15 protein-coding genes are annotated in these 16,950 nt (G+C 63.0%); 9 read left to right on the top strand and 6 right to left on the bottom strand.

Translation table 11 applies throughout. The features are described 5' to 3' along the window. Positions 1-306 precede the first annotated feature (306 nt). From AZ34_RS10915 to phbB, 7 genes are all read left to right on the top strand, one after another. Positions 307-1,968, top strand: a complete 1,662-nt coding sequence (locus AZ34_RS10915; protein WP_081767330.1) for an alpha/beta fold hydrolase — start codon at positions 307-309, stop codon at positions 1,966-1,968. 141 nt (positions 1,969-2,109) lie between these two features. Further along, positions 2,110-2,529 (top strand): GtrA family protein, encoded by a 420-nt coding sequence (locus AZ34_RS10910; RefSeq protein ID WP_051509697.1) that lies wholly within the window; start codon positions 2,110-2,112, stop codon positions 2,527-2,529. After that, on the top strand, positions 2,526-3,485 hold the full coding sequence (locus AZ34_RS10905) for a glycosyltransferase family 2 protein (RefSeq protein WP_051509696.1): 960 nt from the start codon (positions 2,526-2,528) through the stop codon (positions 3,483-3,485). The genes AZ34_RS10910 and AZ34_RS10905 overlap by 4 nt, the downstream gene beginning before the upstream one ends. Beyond that, entirely contained in the window at positions 3,485-4,918 is a 1,434-nt protein-coding gene (locus AZ34_RS10900; RefSeq protein WP_197026533.1) for an ArnT family glycosyltransferase, read from the top strand. The genes AZ34_RS10905 and AZ34_RS10900 overlap by 1 nt, the downstream gene beginning before the upstream one ends. A 9-nt stretch (positions 4,919-4,927) precedes the next feature. Continuing rightward, the gene (locus AZ34_RS10895; protein WP_035608007.1) at positions 4,928-5,632 is read left to right on the top strand and encodes a response regulator transcription factor; all 705 of its coding nucleotides are present in this window, start codon (positions 4,928-4,930) and stop codon (positions 5,630-5,632) included. Beyond that, entirely contained in the window at positions 5,629-6,906 is a 1,278-nt protein-coding gene (locus AZ34_RS10890; RefSeq protein ID WP_035608005.1) for a sensor histidine kinase, read from the top strand. Before AZ34_RS10895 ends, AZ34_RS10890 begins: the two co-directional genes overlap by 4 nt. Positions 6,907-7,127: 221 nt before the next feature. After that, positions 7,128-7,865: an acetoacetyl-CoA reductase gene (gene phbB / locus AZ34_RS10885; RefSeq protein ID WP_035608002.1), complete on the top strand. Its 738-nt coding sequence runs from the start codon at positions 7,128-7,130 to the stop codon at positions 7,863-7,865. Between the two features lie 53 nt (positions 7,866-7,918). Here the strand turns inward: phbB and AZ34_RS10880 are convergent, their stop codons facing one another. After that, positions 7,919-8,893, bottom strand: coding sequence for a DNA-methyltransferase (locus tag AZ34_RS10880; RefSeq protein ID WP_197026532.1), 975 nt, complete (start codon positions 8,891-8,893; stop codon positions 7,919-7,921). Positions 8,894-9,173: 280 nt separating this feature from the next. Between AZ34_RS10880 and AZ34_RS10875 the strand changes: the two genes are divergently transcribed. Further along, positions 9,174-9,914, top strand: coding sequence for a hypothetical protein (locus tag AZ34_RS10875; RefSeq protein ID WP_035608000.1), 741 nt, complete (start codon positions 9,174-9,176; stop codon positions 9,912-9,914). Positions 9,915-10,146: 232 nt separating this feature from the next. Next, positions 10,147-10,479 carry a YnfA family protein gene (locus AZ34_RS10870; protein ID WP_035607998.1) on the top strand — a complete coding sequence of 111 codons (333 nt, stop codon included), beginning with the start codon at positions 10,147-10,149 and terminating at the stop codon, positions 10,477-10,479. Here AZ34_RS10870 and AZ34_RS10865 read toward each other — a convergent pair. The 5 genes from AZ34_RS10865 to oxc all read right to left on the bottom strand — a co-directional run bounded on the left by AZ34_RS10865 (position 10,454) and on the right by oxc (position 16,783). Beyond that, positions 10,454-11,725 carry a multidrug effflux MFS transporter gene (locus AZ34_RS10865; protein WP_035607996.1) on the bottom strand — a complete coding sequence of 424 codons (1,272 nt, stop codon included), beginning with the start codon at positions 11,723-11,725 and terminating at the stop codon, positions 10,454-10,456. The genes AZ34_RS10870 and AZ34_RS10865 overlap by 26 nt on opposite strands. A gap of 163 nt (positions 11,726-11,888) precedes the next feature. Further along, entirely contained in the window at positions 11,889-12,089 is a 201-nt protein-coding gene (locus AZ34_RS10860; protein ID WP_035607995.1) for a hypothetical protein, read from the bottom strand. A 58-nt stretch (positions 12,090-12,147) separates the two neighbouring features. Further along, positions 12,148-13,395: a formyl-CoA transferase gene (gene frc, locus AZ34_RS10855; RefSeq protein ID WP_035607993.1), complete on the bottom strand. Its 1,248-nt coding sequence runs from the start codon at positions 13,393-13,395 to the stop codon at positions 12,148-12,150. Positions 13,396-13,714: 319 nt separating this feature from the next. Further along, positions 13,715-14,980 (bottom strand): formyl-CoA transferase, encoded by a 1,266-nt coding sequence (gene frc / locus AZ34_RS10850; protein WP_035607992.1) that lies wholly within the window; start codon positions 14,978-14,980, stop codon positions 13,715-13,717. A gap of 66 nt (positions 14,981-15,046) precedes the next feature. Continuing rightward, a complete protein-coding gene (oxc, locus tag AZ34_RS10845; RefSeq protein ID WP_035607990.1) occupies positions 15,047-16,783 on the bottom strand; it encodes an oxalyl-CoA decarboxylase in 1,737 nt (578 codons plus the stop codon). Positions 16,784-16,950: the final 167 nt, after the last annotated feature.

Genomic DNA, 16,950 nt, shown 5'->3' with positions numbered 1-16,950 from the left:
GAGGCCGTGCCTTGGCATGGCGGGCGGTGCCTGCAATACTGAGCACCGGACAGAAAAAGCGGCGCGGTGCCGTGCGGGATGCGAGGAGCAAACATGAACGGGGCCGAAGGCGAGAACGCGCGAGGGCAAGAGCATACCGCCGATGCCATGGCGGCCTGGACTGCGTGGATGCAGGCTGCGGCACAAGCCGCCCAGCAGGCACAAGCGCAGGCGGCCGCCTTGACCACCGCCCTGACCCAAGGAGTTCCAGCGGGGCTGCAGGGACTGTTCCCCTGGTCGCCGGGCTGGCCACCTGCATCGACACCCATGCCTGCGGTCGCCGCTGCACCCGGCATGGGCACCTGGGCGCCCGGTCTGCCGGCTTCTGCGTTTCCCCTGCACGAGCTGCCACGCATTCCTTCCGACACCCTGCAGTCCTTGCAGCAGCAGTATCTGAATGATTGCTTCCAACTCGCGCGCGAGGGCTGGCAGGAAGACTCGGCCCAGGCCCTCCATGCACTGAATGCTCGCTTGCTTACCCAGATGGCCGAGGCGGTCCAGGCCGACGCCAAGACCCGCGCCCGCATCCGTTTTGGGGTTGACCAATGGGTGGCCGCCAGCGCTCCCGGCAATTTCATGGCCTTCAACCGGGACGCCCAACGCAAGGCCATCGAAACCCAGGGGCGCAGTGTCGCGCAGGGTCTGCAGAACCTGTTGCATGACCTGGGCCGGGGCCAGGTGAGCATGACGGATGAAAGCCAGTTCGAGGTGGGTCGCAATGTCGCCACCACGGCGGGCGCGGTGGTGTACGAGAACGAGCTTTTCCAGTTGCTCGAATACCAGCCCGTGACGGAGCAGGTGCACGCCCGGCCGCTGTTGCTCGTGCCGCCCTGCATCAACAAGTTCTACATCCTGGACCTGCAGCCCAGCAATTCCCTGATCCGCTATGCGCTGACGCAGGGCCATCGCGTTTATGTCATCAGCTGGCGCAACCCTCCTGTCGATCCGGCCGACCCGGATCACGTCAGCCTGGCGACCAAGACCTGGGACGACTACGTGGAGCAAGCCGTCATTCGCGCCATCACCGTGACGCGGGAGATCGCGGCGCCGAAGCTCAAGGGAGGTGGAGGCAGTGCCCAGGCCGATGGCGACGGCCTGGGCCAAATCAATGCCCTCGGCTTTTGCGTCGGTGGCACCTTGCTGGGTACGGCCTTGGCAGTGCTGGCCGCGCGCGGACAAAAACCGGTGGCCAGCCTCACCTTGCTGACGACCTTCCTGGATTTTTCCGACACGGGCGTGCTGGACGTGTTCATCGACGAGGCCGCCGTGCGCCTGCGCGAGCAGCAGTTCGCGCAGGGGGGCGTGATGCCGGGGCGCGATCTGGCGGCGACCTTCAGCTTCCTGCGGCCCACTGAACTGGTCTGGAACTATGTGGCGCGCAACTACCTCCAGGGCGAGACGCCGCCGCCTTTCGATCTGCTGTACTGGAACGGCGACAGCACCAATCTGCCGGGTCCCTGGTACGCTTGGTATCTGCGCAATACCTACCTCGAGAACAATCTGGTTCAGCCTGGGCGGCTCACGGTGTGCGGAGAGAAGATCGACCTGCGCCGCCTGGACCTGCCGGCCTACATCTACGGCTCGCGCGAGGACCACATCGTGCCCGTGAGCAGCGCCTACGCAAGCACTCAGGTGTTGGGCGGACCCTTGCGTTTCGTGATGGGGGCCTCGGGCCACATCGCGGGCGTGATCAACCCGCCCGAGAAAAAGAAGCGCAGCCACTGGACACGCGCGGATGGCCAGTTGCCGCCACGGCTGGATGACTGGCTGGCAGGTGCGCAGGAACAGGCAGGCAGTTGGTGGCCCGATTGGGCCGCTTGGCTGCGGCAACACGCCGGTCCGCAGGTTCCGGCGCCAAAGAAGTATGGCAAGGGCAGGTACAAGGCCATCGAGCCGGCGCCCGGTCGCTACGTGCGGCAACGTGCTTGAGCGGCGGCGCCGAGCATGAGCGGCCGTCCTAGGCGCGGGCAACTCCACGCCTCGGATTTGATGAATTCTTGATGATTTTCTGATGAAGTTTTGAGCGGCCCTCACCTATCCTGACCCGAGATTTTTTTCGGGACACAGGACATGGTTGAGTTCTTCAGGCTGGGCTGGGGTTTCGGGTTCGCCCGGTACCGCCCCATGCGTTTTGTTTGCGCGGGCGGCATCGCCACCGTGAGTCATTGGCTGCTGATGGCCGCTCTGATCGGGTTGGGCCAGCCCGAACTGCTCGCGACCGTGGTTGGCAGCGTTTCGGGCGCGTTGGTCAACTTCTTTGCTCAGCGCCACCTGACCTTCCGCGATCGCCCGGTCACGCACATGGCCGTTTGGCCTTATGCCTGGACCTGCCTGTTGTCTTGGCTGATCAATGCCTGGGTGTTCCATCTCTGCTTTGCCTGGGCGGGCTGGCCGGTTGCCGTCGCCCAAGGTCTGGCCACGCTGATGGCGGCCTGGGCCAGCTATTTTCTTTACGGTAGGCTGGTCTTTCGCCAGGGAGGCCAATCATGAGCACAGGCATTTTGCTCAGTGTGGTCATCCCTTTCTACAACGAAAGAGAGGTACTGCCGGAATGCCTCAAGCGTGTGGCTGCGGTGCTGGCGGGCTTGGATGGCAAGACCGAAATCCTCTTTGTGGACGACGGCAGCCGGGACGGCGGGGGTGACTTTCTCCTAACTCAGCATCTGTCCGGCATCGACCTCAGGCTCATACGTTTGAGCCGCAATTTCGGCAAGGAAGCCGCGATGACCGCCGGCATCGAGCACGCGCGCGGTGATGCCCTCGTCATCCTCGACGCGGATCTGCAGGACCCACCGGAATTGATGCCGGACATGATCGCGAGGTGGCGGCAAGGGTGCGACGTGGTGCTGATGAAGCGGCGTAGCCGCGCGGGCGAGAGCGCGTTCAAGCGGTTGAGCGCGCACGTGTTTTACCGTCTGCTCAAACGGGCCTGCGGTTTCCATGTTCCCGAGGATGTGGGCGACTTCCGTTTGCTCAGCCGCAAGGCCGTGGACTCACTCAAGTCACTGGGCGAAAGTAACCGCTACATGAAGGGGCTCTTCGCCTGGGTCGGCCTGCCAGTCGCCGTGATCCTCTACGACCGTGCACCGCGCCACGCGGGGTGCAGCAAGTGGAACTACCTGTCCCTGATGCGCCTGGCCTGGGACGGCGTGACTTCGTTCACGACCTTGCCGCTGCGGCTGTCCATGCTGGCGGGGGTGGTGGCGGCCTTGCTGGGCAGCCTGTTCGGTGCCTGGATCGTTGGCAAAGCCATCGTCTTTGGCGACCCGGTTCAGGGTTACCCGTCTCTGATGGCCATCATCACATTCCTGGGGGGGGTGCAATTGATGGCCTTGGGCATCGTGGGTGAGTATGTCGGCAAGACCTACATGGAGAGCAAGCGTCGCCCGGTCTACGTCATCGATTTCCAGACCCGGACGTGTGACGGTGAAGTCTGGGGGCAATGATGAATTCCTCCAACGGATTGTCGCAGCGGCTCTTCTGGCTGCTGCTGGGGGGCATGCTGCTTTTGCGGCTGGTGATCGCGGCCATGCTGCCGATGATGGAGACCACCGAGCCTCGTTACGCGGAAATGTCCCGGCTGATGCTGGAGAAGCAGGACTGGATCACGCCTTGGTATGACGCGCAGACCCCGTTCTGGGGCAAGCCGCCGCTGTCGTTCTGGGCGCAGAAGATCGCGATCGACCTGCTGGGTGTCAATGATCTGGCGCCGCGACTGCCTTCATGGCTGTTTGGTTTGCTTTTGCTGGTCGTGGTGGCCTGGCTGGCGCGGGTCCGGCAGGGAAAGCCAGCCATCTTGCCCACGATGCTGCTCTTTGCGTCGATGGCCTTGCCGTTCGTCAGCATGGGCGCGGTGATGACCGATGTTTATCTGGCCTTGGGCGTGGGCCTGTCCCTGGCGGCGTTTGCCAGCCTGTTGAATACGCCCAGCGCCTTGCCGGGTTGGCTGTTCTTCGTCGGGATCGGCGTCTCCATGTTGGCCAAGGGACCGGTGGGCGTGGTGCTGACTGGTATTCCAATCTTCATGTGGACCGTGACGGGCGGCGGTTGGCGGCGTCTGTGGCGCTTGCTGCCGTGGTTCCGGGGCAGTGTCCTGAGCGCCATGATCGCCTTGCCCTGGTACGGCCTCGCGGAACTGAAGACGCCCGGTTTCCTGAACTACTTCCTGTTGGGTGAACATATCCTGCGTTTTGTCGAACCAGGTTGGGCGGGTGATCTTTACGGTGACGCGCATGAACGTCCCAAGGGCACGATTTGGCTGTTCTGGATGCTGGGCGCGTTGCCCTGGAGCCTGGTTTTCGTCTGGCGCTACGGGCGTGATGCCTGGCGAATCCGCCGTTTTCCCTGGCCGGCAGATGGACAGGGGCGCTTCCTGTTCTTCTGGGCGCTGGCACCCATGCTGTTCTTCACGCTGGCGGGCAACATCCTCCCGGCCTACGTGCTGCCCGGCCTGCCCGCGGCGGCGGTGCTGATGCATGGGTATTTGCGGCCTTCCGGCAAGCAACTGGCCAGCGGCGCCCTCGTTGCACCCCTGGTGATCGCGCTGGCTGTGGTGGTTCTGATGGCCCGGCCAGCGCAGTGGACCTCAGAGCGCGCGAATGTGCAAGCCTATGCGCGCGCGGCAGGCTCAGCGAGCCTGCTGGCCTATCTGGAAAAAGTTCCTTATTCCGCCAGTTATTACAGCCATGGCGCGGTGGAGCAGGTCAGCCTGTCGGGTCTGGACGACTGGTTGGCGCGCGGGCAGGGTGAGCGTTACCTGGTTGTGCATGACCGGCATCTGCCTTTGTTGCGCGAGCGCACCGACATTCGCGCCGTGGCGCTGTCGCGCAGCAAGACGATGGTGCTGTTCAAGATCACCGGCGCTGCGGGGGATAGATAATCCGCTCGTATGTCCGTGCGCAGTGTATGTCGTTTGCTGGTGGTTGAAGATCAGAAGGATTTGGCCGAGAACATCGCCGAGTACTTCGATGGGCCCCGTTACCTGCTGGATTTCGCCAGCAATGGTCTGACGGCGCTGCATCTGCTCGCGACCTGTGACTACGATGTGGTGATCCTCGATCTGATGCTGCCCGGCATCGCAGGGCAGGAAATCTGTCGGCGCATCCGCCAGGACCTGCGTTCCAACGTGCCCGTCATCATCACGTCGGCCCGCGGCGCGCTCAGTGACAAGGAAGAAGGGTTTCTGGGCGGCGCGAACGACTACATGGTCAAGCCCTTTCACCTGCGCGAGCTGGAGTTGCGCATCGAGTCCCTGTTGCGGCGCGGTGCGGGTGTGGACATCGCGCTGCAAGTGGATGCCTTGAAATTCAACCCCGACACGGGCATTGCCGAGCTGGATGGGCGGCAGATCAGCCTGGGCGGCATCCCCGCGCGCATCTTCGAGCACCTGATGCGCAGCCACCCGCGCAGCGTGAGCCACCAGGACATGCTGACCCACATCTGGGGGGAAGCGGAAGCCGACGCGAACACCATCCGCACGCACATCTACGCCTTGCGCCGCTTGTTTCAGGAGGGTTTCGGGCATCCATTGATCGCCACCGTGCATGGGCGCGGGTACCGGCTGGCCTTGCCGGAAGAGGAGAAATCCGGATGAAGCTCTCCCTGGCCATGCGCATCCAGCGTGCTTTCTTCATCATCATGGCCGTGGTGGTGCTGGCTTCCTATTTCATGTTTGACCGGATTTATGAGCAAACGGAAGACCTGGTTATGCAAGCCGAAATGCGCAAGCAGCGGGACGGCTTTCTTTCCGAACTGGATAACCCGGAATATTCCGAGTGGCGCCAGGACGCAGACCTGATGATCTTTTTGGGGCAAGGCCAAGCGCAAAGCCGCTTGCCTCCCGAGGTTCGTGGATATCCGGTGCCCTTCTTGGCGGAAATTGAAACCGCCGAGAAGGAGCAGGTGGTCATGATCGAGCGCGTGACCCATCCCCCGGGTGTGCTGTACATGGTGCGCGACACCTCGGCGGTGGAGGCGTTGGATGATGAGCTGGAACTTTGGCTGACCTTGGCGATCGCCCTGGTCATGCTAGGCATCGGGTTCGCTCTGGCGCGCGTGTCGGTGAAGAAGATACTGCGGCCCTTCGAACGCCTGACCTCGCAGTTGCAGGCCTTCGATCCGAAGATTTCGGTGCCGCGTCTGCCGCAGGACTATGCCGAGCGCGAGCTGCAGGAAATCGCCAGCAGCTTCAACCGATTCTTCGACAAGCTGGAAGAGCATGTCGCGCGCGAGAAGGCATTTGTGCGCCTGGCCAGCCACGAACTGCGCACGCCCCTGGCGGTGATCTCGGGCGCGCTGGATGTCATCGCGAAGCGCGGCAATGTGTCTGCGGAAGATCGGAAAACTTTCAATCGCATCCGCAAATCCACCGAGGATATGAAATCCGACGTGGAGATGCTGCTCAAGCTCGCGCGGGGCGAAAACGAATCCGTCCCGTTGATCGAGGTGCCACTGCGGGAGCTTGCGGAACTCGTGATCTCCGACCTGGAGGACGAGCGCCCGGACTGGTCCGGCCGGACCGTGCTGGCGGCCACGCCTGACGCACGGGTGAAGGCGGACGAATCGCTGTTGCGCGTTTTGTTGCGCAATCTGATCCAGAACGCCCTCAGGCACACGGAGGGGCCGGTGGAGGTGGTGCTGAACGGCAAGGCCATCCATGTACGTGATGTCGGTGGTGGCATGCCCGCGCACGAGCAGGCCCGCTTGCGTTCACAGGAACTGCGGGGCATGCCCAGTCAGAGTGAGTCCGGCTCAGGGCTGCTGCTCATCAGGCTGATATGCGAGCGACTGTCCTGGCGTCTGCATTTGGACAGAAGCGATGGACAGGGCACCCGGATCAGCGTGTTTTATCGGCACGAGCCGACTTGAACAGCCGATTCGCGCTCAACCATTTGTTGCCACCTGGCCTGCGTGTAGGGCAGAGCGGGGCATTCCGTGCCATCTGGGATCTGCAGGCTCCGGTCTTTGCGGTTTCTGAAATTCCCACAGAACCAGACCCGTGTTTCCCTGGGGGGTGAATGCTCTGGATTTGGGTACAGTTCTTGCCGACACCCAGACTCAAAGCGCATCGGACATCAGAGGAGGACACCATGCAACAAAAAGTCGCTTACGTGACCGGCGGCATGGGCGGCATCGGCACCGCGATTTGCCAACGCCTGCACCGCGACGGTTTCAAGGTCATTGCCGGTTGCGGCCCCACGCGTGACCACGCCAAGTGGTTGGCGGAGCAGCAGGCCCTGGGCTACGAATTCCATGCATCGGTTGGCAACGTTGGCGTCTGGGAGTCCACGGTGGAAGCCTTTGCGAAGGCCAGGGCCGCGCACGGGCCCATCGACGTGCTGGTCAACAATGCGGGTATCACGCGTGACCGCATGTTCCTCAAGATGACGCGCGAGGACTGGGACGCGGTCATCAACACCAACCTCACCTCGATGTTCAACGTGACCAAGCAGGTCGTGGGCGACATGGTGGAAAGAGGCTGGGGCCGCATCATCAACATCAGCAGCGTCAACGGCGAAAAGGGCCAAGCCGGCCAGACCAACTATTCCGCAGCCAAAGCCGGCATGCACGGCTTCACGATGGCGCTGGCGCAGGAACTGGCTGGCAAGGGCGTGACGGTCAATACCGTCAGTCCTGGGTACATCGGCACCGAGATGGTCAAGGCCATCCGGCCCGATGTGCTGGAAAAGATCGTCGGCACCATCCCGGTCAAGCGCCTGGGCGAACCCGGCGAAATCGCCTCCATCATCGCCTGGCTGGCGAGCGATGAAAGCGGGTACTCGACCGGGGCTGACTTCTCGGTCAACGGCGGCCTGCACATGGGCTGAGTCGCGTTCGGCCTGTCCAGTGGGCGCTGGCGGGCAGAGAGCGCATTGGCGCACTACTCGCCGAATCTGAACTTGCTGGCCTCTAGATACTCTTCCAACAGTTCCATTCCGACCCACCGACGGCCCAGCCGCTCCGCGACCATCCCGGCGGTGTTCGAACCCGCAAACGGATCGACAACGAGGTCACCCTCATCAGTCAGCAGCTTCACGAAGAACTCCGGTAACGCTGTCGGAAAGCGTGCGGGGTGAATCTTGATGCCTGCCTCCTTGCAACGCATCGTGTATTCATCGTTGGCCGAGTTGTTGCCTGCGATCAGCATCTCATTCGGAATCTGGTCTTCGAAGACGTTGGATGGGATTGCTCCGCCTGATTCGATCTTGTCGAAGGATGACGTGATGCTGTGGCCCGAGGGGCGCACCGTTGTCTTCACTCCTTTCTTCGCCAGCCGCAGCATGTCTGCGCTGTAGGGCTTCAATACCTTACGGTTATTGGCCTTCGGAAATGGGGTCTTAGATAACCACCAGACGTGCTCGACGGAATCCTTGATACGCACGCGGCGTACTGTCACCCACTCCGCTGGCACTGGCATCTTCGCGGGGTTGTACCAGTAGCATTCCTGGGCGAGATAGAAGCCGAGATCCTCGACAAGCGCAATCATGAGCTTGTAGTGATACAGCGAGCGAGTCGGCGAGCCGGGATTCCAGCTACCGCCGATGTTGAGCACGAAGCTCCCGTCATCGGCCAACACCCGGTGAATTTCCCGCGCAAACGGCAAGAACCAATCCACATAGTCGGCCTTGCTGACGTTGCCGTATTCCTTCTTGAAGTGGAGTGCGTAGGGCGGCGAGGTGAAGGCGAGATTTACCGAGCCGTCGGGCAGCGCCATGAGCAGTTCGCGCGAGTCGCCTAGGTAGGCAGCGCCTGCCTCCGTCTCATAGAACGGCTCTAATCCCTGCATCAACGCCCTCGGGTGCGTTTGGTCAGTGGAAAAAAGGTTGGGTTGTGGGGCGTCAACGAACTTGGTCATTCAGGGCAAGCGAAAGCCACTGCTAGCATGCAGTCTCTGTAGTGTATCAAAAATACATTGACAATGTCAACCCAATTTCAAAATTTGTCGATTGATCCCGCTGAATGGGTTAGTCAGGCTGAAGCTGCGCGCCTTCGCAACGTCTCACGCCAAGCTATCGCCAAGCTGGTTAGTAATGGCCGCCTGCGCACGCTTGAGATGGGGGGGCGGAGCTTCGTCAGCCGCGCCGACGTGCTCACCTTTGAGCCGAATCCTCCCGGTCGGCCTAAGGGAGTCGTGCATGAGTGAAGCCGACCTATCCACCGTCCGCGAACTGCTCGCGCGGTGCTCCCCGGAGGAGCGGGGCGCGCTGTTTCGTGAGTTGCGCAAAACACATCAAATCCACGAGTTTGAGGCTGTCATCGGTGCCCCAGCGGAGATGATCCTTGAGGCTGTCCACCGTGCCCCTGAGCTGACTCGTCGGATGCTGCGGGGTGTAATTGCTGATGCTGCATTTCGTACCTTTGTTGTTCCTGCGATCACATCGCATGGCTGGCGCGACGTGACACCTGAAGGCAACTTCGCGTATGACTACAAGCTGGATGATGGCGGTGGGGCGGTCACTGTGCAAGTGAAGCTACAGCGAAGTGAGCGCGGCGCGCCAGTCGTGAAGAAGGGCGAGCGGTTTGGCTTCGGCCCCGAGGTCTTCATGACCGAGACGCAGAAGACTCGTACCGGGAGCGATGGCGAGGAGAACCAAACACGCCCGTACCGATATGGTGAGTTCGACATTCTTGCGGTATCGATGCAGCCGTCCACGGGCAAATGGGACCGCTACCTTTACACGCTGGGACGCTGGCTCCTGCCGGGGAAACGGGCGGGCGATATGGCTACCCTTCAACCAGTGACGAAAGAGCCGGGCGATTTTTGGACCGATGACTTCAGGACCGCCGCGCAGTGGCTTCGGACGGAGGATGGCGGGAAGCGTATGACGCTTGTGCCGAAGGCTCCGACCAAGAAAGCGAAGCGCCCGAAGGCCTAGGTGGGTTAGGCTAGGCTTGGGGGGATTTCGGACCAGCGAGCGGCCCCAAAGGCTTCTGGTGCGGTCGGGCAGAAAGGTCGAAGCAGGTGGGCTTGAGCTTTCTCCCGGTCTCAGAAACGGGTGCGGCCGAGGGGGTGCGGGGGTAAGTTGTGGCGAGTTAGTCGGAGATGGGGCTCGGATTTCTGCAGCATTTTTGATGAGCGGGTAGAGCGCTCGTTCACGATCGCCGCCCGTGCCCGAATTCAAAACCCTGGCTCTGTTCTTCCTCACCGCGCTGGTCGAGATCGCCGGTTGTTATCTGTCCTGGCTCTGGCTGCGTGAGGACAAAAGCGCCTGGCTGCTACTGCCAGGCGCGTTCTGCCTCGCGTTGTTCGCCTGGTTGCTCACCTTGCACCCCACGGCGGCGGGGCGGGTCTACGCAGCCTACGGCGGGGTCTACATTTGCGCCGCGTTGCCCTGGCTCTGGGCCGTGGACGGCATTCGGCCCGGGCTCTGGGACCCCGCGGGGGGCGGTGTCGCGTTGGCCAGCATGGCCATCATCATGTGCGCGCCGAGGCCTTCGTAGGCACTTCCACGACCGCGTTCTCGCGCTTGCCTTTGCGCAGCGTGGTCTGAGCGAACAGCCAGGTCATGGCTGAGGCGCCCGCGATGCAGGCGATCATGGGCAGGCCAGCGCCGTTGGCCACTTGGCCCGATATGGCGATCATCAGTGCGCCGGTGCCGAATTGCAGTGTGCCTAGCAGGGCCGAGGCCGTGCCGGCAATCGGCCCATGGTCTTCCAGCGCGAGGATGGCCGAAGCGGGCACGATCAGGCCCAGGAAGCCAAAGCCGATGAAGAGCAGCGCCAGCATCACCGGCAGGGCTTCCACGCCCAGAGCGAATAGCAAGAGCAGGGTGAGCATCACGGCCGCGTGACCATGCGCGGCCATGCGCACCATGGGTTTGAGGCCGAACCGTCGGCTCAGCCGGCTGGTCAGCTGCGACATGCCGATGAAGGCCGCCGCGTTAGACGCAAAGGCGATGCTGAACTGCCGAGGCGTGAGCCCGTAGTGGTTGATCAGCACGAAGGAGGAATTGGCAAGGTAGGTGAAGAAGGCGGAAATGCCAAAGGCTCCGATGAAGACCACGCCCAGGAAGTGGCGGTCTTTCAGCAGCTTCCGGTAGCTCTGCCACACCACGGACCAGTTACCCGAAGCGCCGGCCCCACCAGGGGTCGAGCGCGCGCTGCGTTCCGCTTCCCGCACGGCCAGGGGACGTGTTTCCCGTAACTGGGTGGCCATCAGCAGCAAGCCCAGCAGGCCGGCGCCCAGCATGCCCCAGAAGCTGCTGCGCCAGCCCAGGGCCTCGATCAGGAGGCTGCCGATCAGGGGGGCGAGGATGGGTGCGACGCTGAAAACCAGGATCAGCATGGACATCATGCGCACGGCTTCGTGGCCGGTGTAGAGGTCGCGCACCACGGCACGCGGAATCACCGTGCAGGCGCAGGCACCCAAGCCCTGGAAGAAGCGCATGAAGAGCAGGAATTCCACATTGGGCGCGAAGGCGCAGCCGATGCTGCCGATCGCGAACAGGGTCAGGCCGAAGTACAGCGGGGGTTTGCGGCCCACCATGTCCGAGACCGGCCCATAAATGAGCTGGCCGACGCCCAGCGCGATGAAGAAGAGCATCAGGCTGGCCTGGACGGCGCCGATGGAAGCTTGGAGGTCTTGCCCGATCAGGGGCAGGGCGGGGAGGTAGAGGTCGATGCCCAGCGGGCCGACGGCGGACAGCAGGCCCAGGACGAGGGCCGTGCGCAGGAAACTCTGGTGCATGGGGGAGCGAATAGACAGCGGGGGCGGATTGTGGCACGCCCTGGGCAAGTCTGCTGGCGGTTGGCCCGCCGCCGCGGCAGGGGGGCTCGTCGCTTGCCACCGTCCTCGCGACGTTTCCGGACCGCACCCTTGGGGCGAAGCCCTGGCGCTCCAGCGGCCGGGCCTATTTGCGCCGCAGCTCCTCGCGCTCGCGCTGGTAATCGTCGTAGGTCTTGCCGCCGATACCCTCATTCAACTTGCGCATGCAATCCTCATAGGCACCCGGAGGCTGCTGAATGCACTGTTGGCGGGCGCTGGCCCGCGAGCCCTCGTACCAGGCCTGCGTGGTGCAGGCTGCCAGCAGGGGTGCGCAGGCCAGCACCATGAGGAACGCCCTTCGCGAGGGCGACGAGGCGTGCGGGGTGGGTGGCCAGAGCCTCACCTCAGATCACCTTCGCGGTCCGGAGCTCCTCGATGCGTGCCTGGCCGTAACCCATCTGCGCCAGCACCTCCTCGGTGTGCTCGCCCAGCAGGGGTGAGCGTGTCACGTCCACGGGGCTGTCCGAGAGTTTGATGGGGTTGCCCACGGTGAGGTATTTGCCGCGCACGGGATGGTCCACCTCCACGATGGTGCCGGTGGCACGCAGGGATTCGTCCTCGGCGATTTCCTTCATCGAGAGGATGGGGCCGCAGGGTATGTCGTGCTCGTTGAGGATGTCCATGGCCTCGAACTTGGTCTTGGTCTTGGTCCATTCCTCGATCCGGGCGAAGATCATCTTCAGGTGAGGCAGTCGAGCCTCGGGCGTGGCGAAGTGCGGATCGGTGATCCAGTTCTCCTCGCCGATGACCTTGCAGATGGCTGGCCAGACGGCGCCTTGCGTGATGAAGTAGATGTAGGCGTTCGGGTCCTTCTGCCAGCCCTTGCACTTGAGGATGGAGCCGGGCTGGCCGCCGCCCGAGGCATTGCCCGCGCGGGGCACGGCCTCGCCGAACTCGATGTCGGGGTACTGCGGATATTCCTTGAGCACGCCCGTGCGCTCCAGGCGCTGCTGATCACGCAACTTGACGCGGCAGAGGTTGAGCACCGCGTCCTGCATGGCGGCGCTGACCTTTTGGCCGCGGCCGGTTTTTTCTCGTTGGAAGAGGGCCGTCACGATGCCCAGGGCCAGATGCAGGCCGGTGCCGCTGTCGCCGATCTGCGCGCCCGTCACCATGGGCAGGCCGTCCGGGTCGCCCGTGGTGGAGGCCGCGCCCCCCGTGCATTGCGCGACGTTTTCATAGACCTTGCAATCCTCGTAAGGGCCGGGGCCGAAGCCCTTGATGGAGGCCAGGATGATGCGCGGGTTGATTTCCTGGATCCGCTCCCAGCTGAAGCCCATGCGATCGAGCGCGCCTGGCGCGAAGTTCTCGACCATGACGTCGCATTGTTTGATCAGGTCCACCAGCACGTCCTTGCCCTTCGGGTCCTTGGTGTTGAGCGTGATGGACCGCTTGTTGTGGTTGAGCATGGTGAAGTACAGGCTGTCCGCGCCGGGAATGTCACGCAGTTGCCCGCGCGTGGCGTCCCCTTCACCCGCTTTTTCCACCTTGATCACGTCCGCCCCAAACCAGGCCAGCAGCTGCGTACAGGTGGGGCCCGACTGCACATGCGTGAAATCGAGGATGCGGACTCCTTCGAGCGCCTTGGTCATGAAAAAACTCCAGAAGTTGAAAACTCTTGTGATGAAAGCGGCATTCTTTTAATTGTTGCTTGGAATGCGCGTGCCATCGTGCCGATGGACCGGTGGTCATCGGCATGTCAAATATTCCAAATGATTATAGGGAGCACCCTTGCGCGCGCAGCCTGCGCGCTGGTGATGTTCCATGCAGAACACTTTTGCTTTTTTGGGAGTGCTCCTGCGCAGTGAAAAGGGGTTTCGGTACGGGAAAAATGGGACAAATAGCAGCCCATGAAAAAACGGCGCCGCTCCCGGAGGAGTGGCGCCGTTTCAGGCTCGGCGACGAGGAGGGTCAGACTGCCTTGTTGCTGTGCATCTTGCCGATCTGGTCCTTGCTGTAGCCCAACTCGGCCAGCACCTCGTCGGTGTGCTCACCCAGCAGCGGGGATGCCTTGACCTCGGGCTTGAGGTCGGAGAACTTGATCGGGCTGCCCACGGTCCAGTAGCTGCCGCGCACCTTGTGCGGCACTTCCACGATGGAGCCAGAAGCGCGCAGCGACTTGTCGTGCAGCAGTTCCTTCATCGACAGCACCGGTGCGCACGGGATGTCGTGCTTGCGGAAGATGTCCACGGCCTCGAACTTGGTCTTGTCCTTGATGAAGTCCTCGATGGTGGCGAAGATGTCCATGATGTGCGGCTGGCGCGCCTTGGCCGTGGTGTAGTTGGGGTCCGTCTTCCATTCCGGCTTGCCCAGCGCGTCACAGATGGGTTCCCAGGCATGGCCCTGGATCGTGAAGTAGATGTACGCGTTGGGGTCGGTCTCCCAGCCCTTGCACTTCAGAATCCAGCCCGGCTGGCCGCCGCCGCCCGCGTTGCCGCCGCGCGGCACCACGTCGCCGAACTTCTCGTGCGGGTATTGGGGATACTCCTCCAGGTAGCCAACCTTGTCCAGGCGCAGCTGGTCGCGCATCTTGACGCGGCAGAGGTTGAGCACGGCGTCCTGCATGGAAACGGACACCTTCTGGCCCTTGCCGGTCTGCTGACGGCCGATGATGGCGGTCAGGATGCCGATGGCCAGGTGCATGCCGGTGTTGGAATCACCCAGGGCCGCAGCCGATATGGTCGGGCCTGCGTTTTCGCCCTTCCACCAGCCCGTGGTGGAGGCTGCGCCGCCCGCGCACTGCGCGACGTTCTCGTACACCTTGAGGTCTTCGTAGTGGTGGCCTTCCGAGAAGCCCTTGACCGAAGCCAGGATCATGCCGGGGTTCAGTTCCTGGATGCGCTGCCAGGTGAAGCCCATGCGGTCCAGAGCGCCGGGGCCGAAGTTCTCGACCATCACGTCGGACTTCTTGATCAGCTTTTCCAGCACTTCCTTGCCCTCGGGGGTCTTGGTGTCCAGCGTCAGCGAGCGCTTGTTGCTGTTGAGCATCGTGAAGTAGAGCGCGTCGGCGTCGGGGATGTCACGCAGCTGGCTGCGTGTTACATCGCCAGCGCCCGGGCGTTCGACCTTGATCACGTCGGCGCCGAACCAGGCCAGCAATTGCGTGCAGGCGGGACCGGCTTGCACATGGGTGAAGTCGATGATCTTGATGCCCTTGAGGGGTTTGTTTCCGGACATTTTCTGCTCCTTCTGAGATAAGTCCCGTCGATGCGGAACGGGTTTGAATGGGTGTTGTGCTTGGAATTACTTCTTCAAGGCGGCGGCGGGGTTCAGGCTGGTGATGCGACCGCTTTCCGTGCCTGCCGTCTCGTCGATGATGGCGTTGATCAGCGTGGGCTTGCCGGACTTGAGGGCGTCCTCGATGCCTTTGCGCAGTTCGGCCGTGGTCTGGGCGTACACGCCCACGCCACCAAAAGCCTCCATCAGCTTCTCGTAACGCGCGTCCTTGACGAACACGGTCGGTGCCACGTCGGCGCCACCGGTCGGGTTCACATCGGTGCCGCGGTAGACGCCGTTATTGTTGAAGATCACCACGCAGACGGGCAGGTTGTAGCGGGCGATGGTTTCCACTTCCATGCCTGAGAAGCCGAAGGCGCTGTCACCGCAGACGGCGACGACGCGCTGATTGCTCTCGACGGCCGCGGCGACCGCGAAGCCCATGCCGATGCCCATCACGCCCCAGGTGCCCACGTCCAGGCGCTTGCGCGGCTTGTACATGTCCACGATGGAACGGGTGAAGTCCAGCGCGTTCGCGCCTTCGTTGACCAGCAAGGTGTCGGGATGGGCCTTGAAGATGTCGCGCACCACGTTGAGCGCGCTGTGGAAGTTCATCGGCTTGGGATCCTTGGCCAGGGTCTCGGCCATCTTGGCGATGTTCTTGGTCTTCTTGTCGTTGATGGCGTTCGTCCAATCGGCCGGTGGCTTGGTCCAGCTGTTGCCGATGCCGGCCAGCATGGCCGAGACACAGGAACCGATGTCACCCGCGATGGGCGCGTCGATGCGCACGTTGCTGTCGAACTCGGTGGAGGCGATGTCGATCTGGATGAATTTCTGGCCGCCCCAGTCTTTGTGGTCCTTGCCGCCCCAGGTTTTGCCCTTGCCGTGCGACAGCAGCCAGTTCAGGCGCGCGCCGATCAGCAGCACCACGTCGGCCTCGGGCAGCACGAAGGAGCGGGCGGCGGCGGCGGACTGCGGGTGCGTGTCGGGCAGGATGCCCTTGGCCATGGACATGGGCAGGTAGGGGATGCCGGTCTTCTCGACCAGGGCCTGGATGTCCTTGTCGGCCTGCGCGTAGGCCGCGCCCTTGCCCAGCAGGATGAGCGGCTTCTTGGCGCCCTTGAGCAGGTTCAGGGCGCGAGTGATGGACTCGGGCGCGGGAATCTGACGCGGGGCGGGATCGACGACCTTGATCAGCGAGGCCTTGCCCGCGGCGGCGTCCATGGTCTGCGAGAACAGCTTGGCCGGCAGGTCCAGGTAGACGCCGCCCGGACGGCCGGAGACGGCGGCGCGGATGGCACGGGCAATGCCCACGCCGATGTCCTCGGCGTTCAGAACCCGGAAGGCGGCCTTGCACAAGGGCTTGGCGATGGCGAGCTGGTCCATTTCTTCATAATCGCCTTGCGACAGGTCGACGATCTCGCGCTCGGAGGAGCCCGAGATCAGGATCATGGGCCAGCAGTTGGTGGTGGCATTGGCCAGGGCGACCAGGGCGTTCAGGAAGCCGGGGGCGGACACCGTCAGGCACACGCCGGGCACGCCTTTGGCACCGTTCATGAAACCGGCGATCGCGGCGGCATTGCCGGCGTTGGCTTCGTGGCGGAAGGAAATCACCCGCATGCCCTCGGCCTGCATCATGCGGGTCAGGTCGGTGACCGGGATGCCGGGCAGGCCGTAGATGTTGCTGATGCCGTTGAGCTTGAGCGCATCGATGACGAGGTGAAAGCCATCGGTCAGCGTGCTGGTTTGGGCGTCGTTGGACATGGTGCGTCTCTCTGCTGTGTAGCTGTAAAAGTTATCGTCGGCCATTGCACGGGCGGCGCGCCGCGCAATGCGGTGGGTGAGTGAAGGTGCAACGCGAGGTTATGATAGAAAGCTGTTTTGGAGGCTCCATTGACCACGGTCAATTTCGCAATAAACACCCGGGTCGA

The organism is Hylemonella gracilis str. Niagara R (assembly GCF_000600295.1).
Lineage (GTDB): Bacteria > Pseudomonadota > Gammaproteobacteria > Burkholderiales > Burkholderiaceae_C > Hylemonella > Hylemonella gracilis_A.
Note: the sequence above shows the minus strand (reverse complement) of the source record. Positions and strands in the feature narration are given on the sequence as shown.

What these genes read in the sequence shown, in the direction of transcription:
- AZ34_RS10860 (WP_035607995.1), bottom strand. Translation starts at nt 12,089, where the DNA reads ATGGTGCTGGCCTGCGCACCCCTGCTGGCAGCCTGCACCACGCAGGCC.
- AZ34_RS10880 (WP_197026532.1), bottom strand. Translation starts at nt 8,893, where the DNA reads ATGACCAAGTTCGTTGACGCCCCACAACCCAACCTTTTTTCCACTGAC.
- frc (WP_035607992.1), bottom strand. Translation starts at nt 14,980, where the DNA reads ATGTCCGGAAACAAACCCCTCAAGGGCATCAAGATCATCGACTTCACC.
- oxc (WP_035607990.1), bottom strand. Translation starts at nt 16,783, where the DNA reads ATGTCCAACGACGCCCAAACCAGCACGCTGACCGATGGCTTTCACCTC.
- AZ34_RS10910 (WP_051509697.1), top strand. Translation starts at nt 2,110, where the DNA reads ATGGTTGAGTTCTTCAGGCTGGGCTGGGGTTTCGGGTTCGCCCGGTAC.
- AZ34_RS10865 (WP_035607996.1), bottom strand. Translation starts at nt 11,725, where the DNA reads ATGCACCAGAGTTTCCTGCGCACGGCCCTCGTCCTGGGCCTGCTGTCC.
- AZ34_RS10905 (WP_051509696.1), top strand. Translation starts at nt 2,526, where the DNA reads ATGAGCACAGGCATTTTGCTCAGTGTGGTCATCCCTTTCTACAACGAA.
- phbB (WP_035608002.1), top strand. Translation starts at nt 7,128, where the DNA reads ATGCAACAAAAAGTCGCTTACGTGACCGGCGGCATGGGCGGCATCGGC.
- AZ34_RS10890 (WP_035608005.1), top strand. Translation starts at nt 5,629, where the DNA reads ATGAAGCTCTCCCTGGCCATGCGCATCCAGCGTGCTTTCTTCATCATC.
- AZ34_RS10875 (WP_035608000.1), top strand. Translation starts at nt 9,174, where the DNA reads ATGAGTGAAGCCGACCTATCCACCGTCCGCGAACTGCTCGCGCGGTGC.
- AZ34_RS10895 (WP_035608007.1), top strand. Translation starts at nt 4,928, where the DNA reads ATGTCCGTGCGCAGTGTATGTCGTTTGCTGGTGGTTGAAGATCAGAAG.
- AZ34_RS10915 (WP_081767330.1), top strand. Translation starts at nt 307, where the DNA reads ATGCCTGCGGTCGCCGCTGCACCCGGCATGGGCACCTGGGCGCCCGGT.
- frc (WP_035607993.1), bottom strand. Translation starts at nt 13,395, where the DNA reads ATGACCAAGGCGCTCGAAGGAGTCCGCATCCTCGATTTCACGCATGTG.
- AZ34_RS10900 (WP_197026533.1), top strand. Translation starts at nt 3,485, where the DNA reads ATGAATTCCTCCAACGGATTGTCGCAGCGGCTCTTCTGGCTGCTGCTG.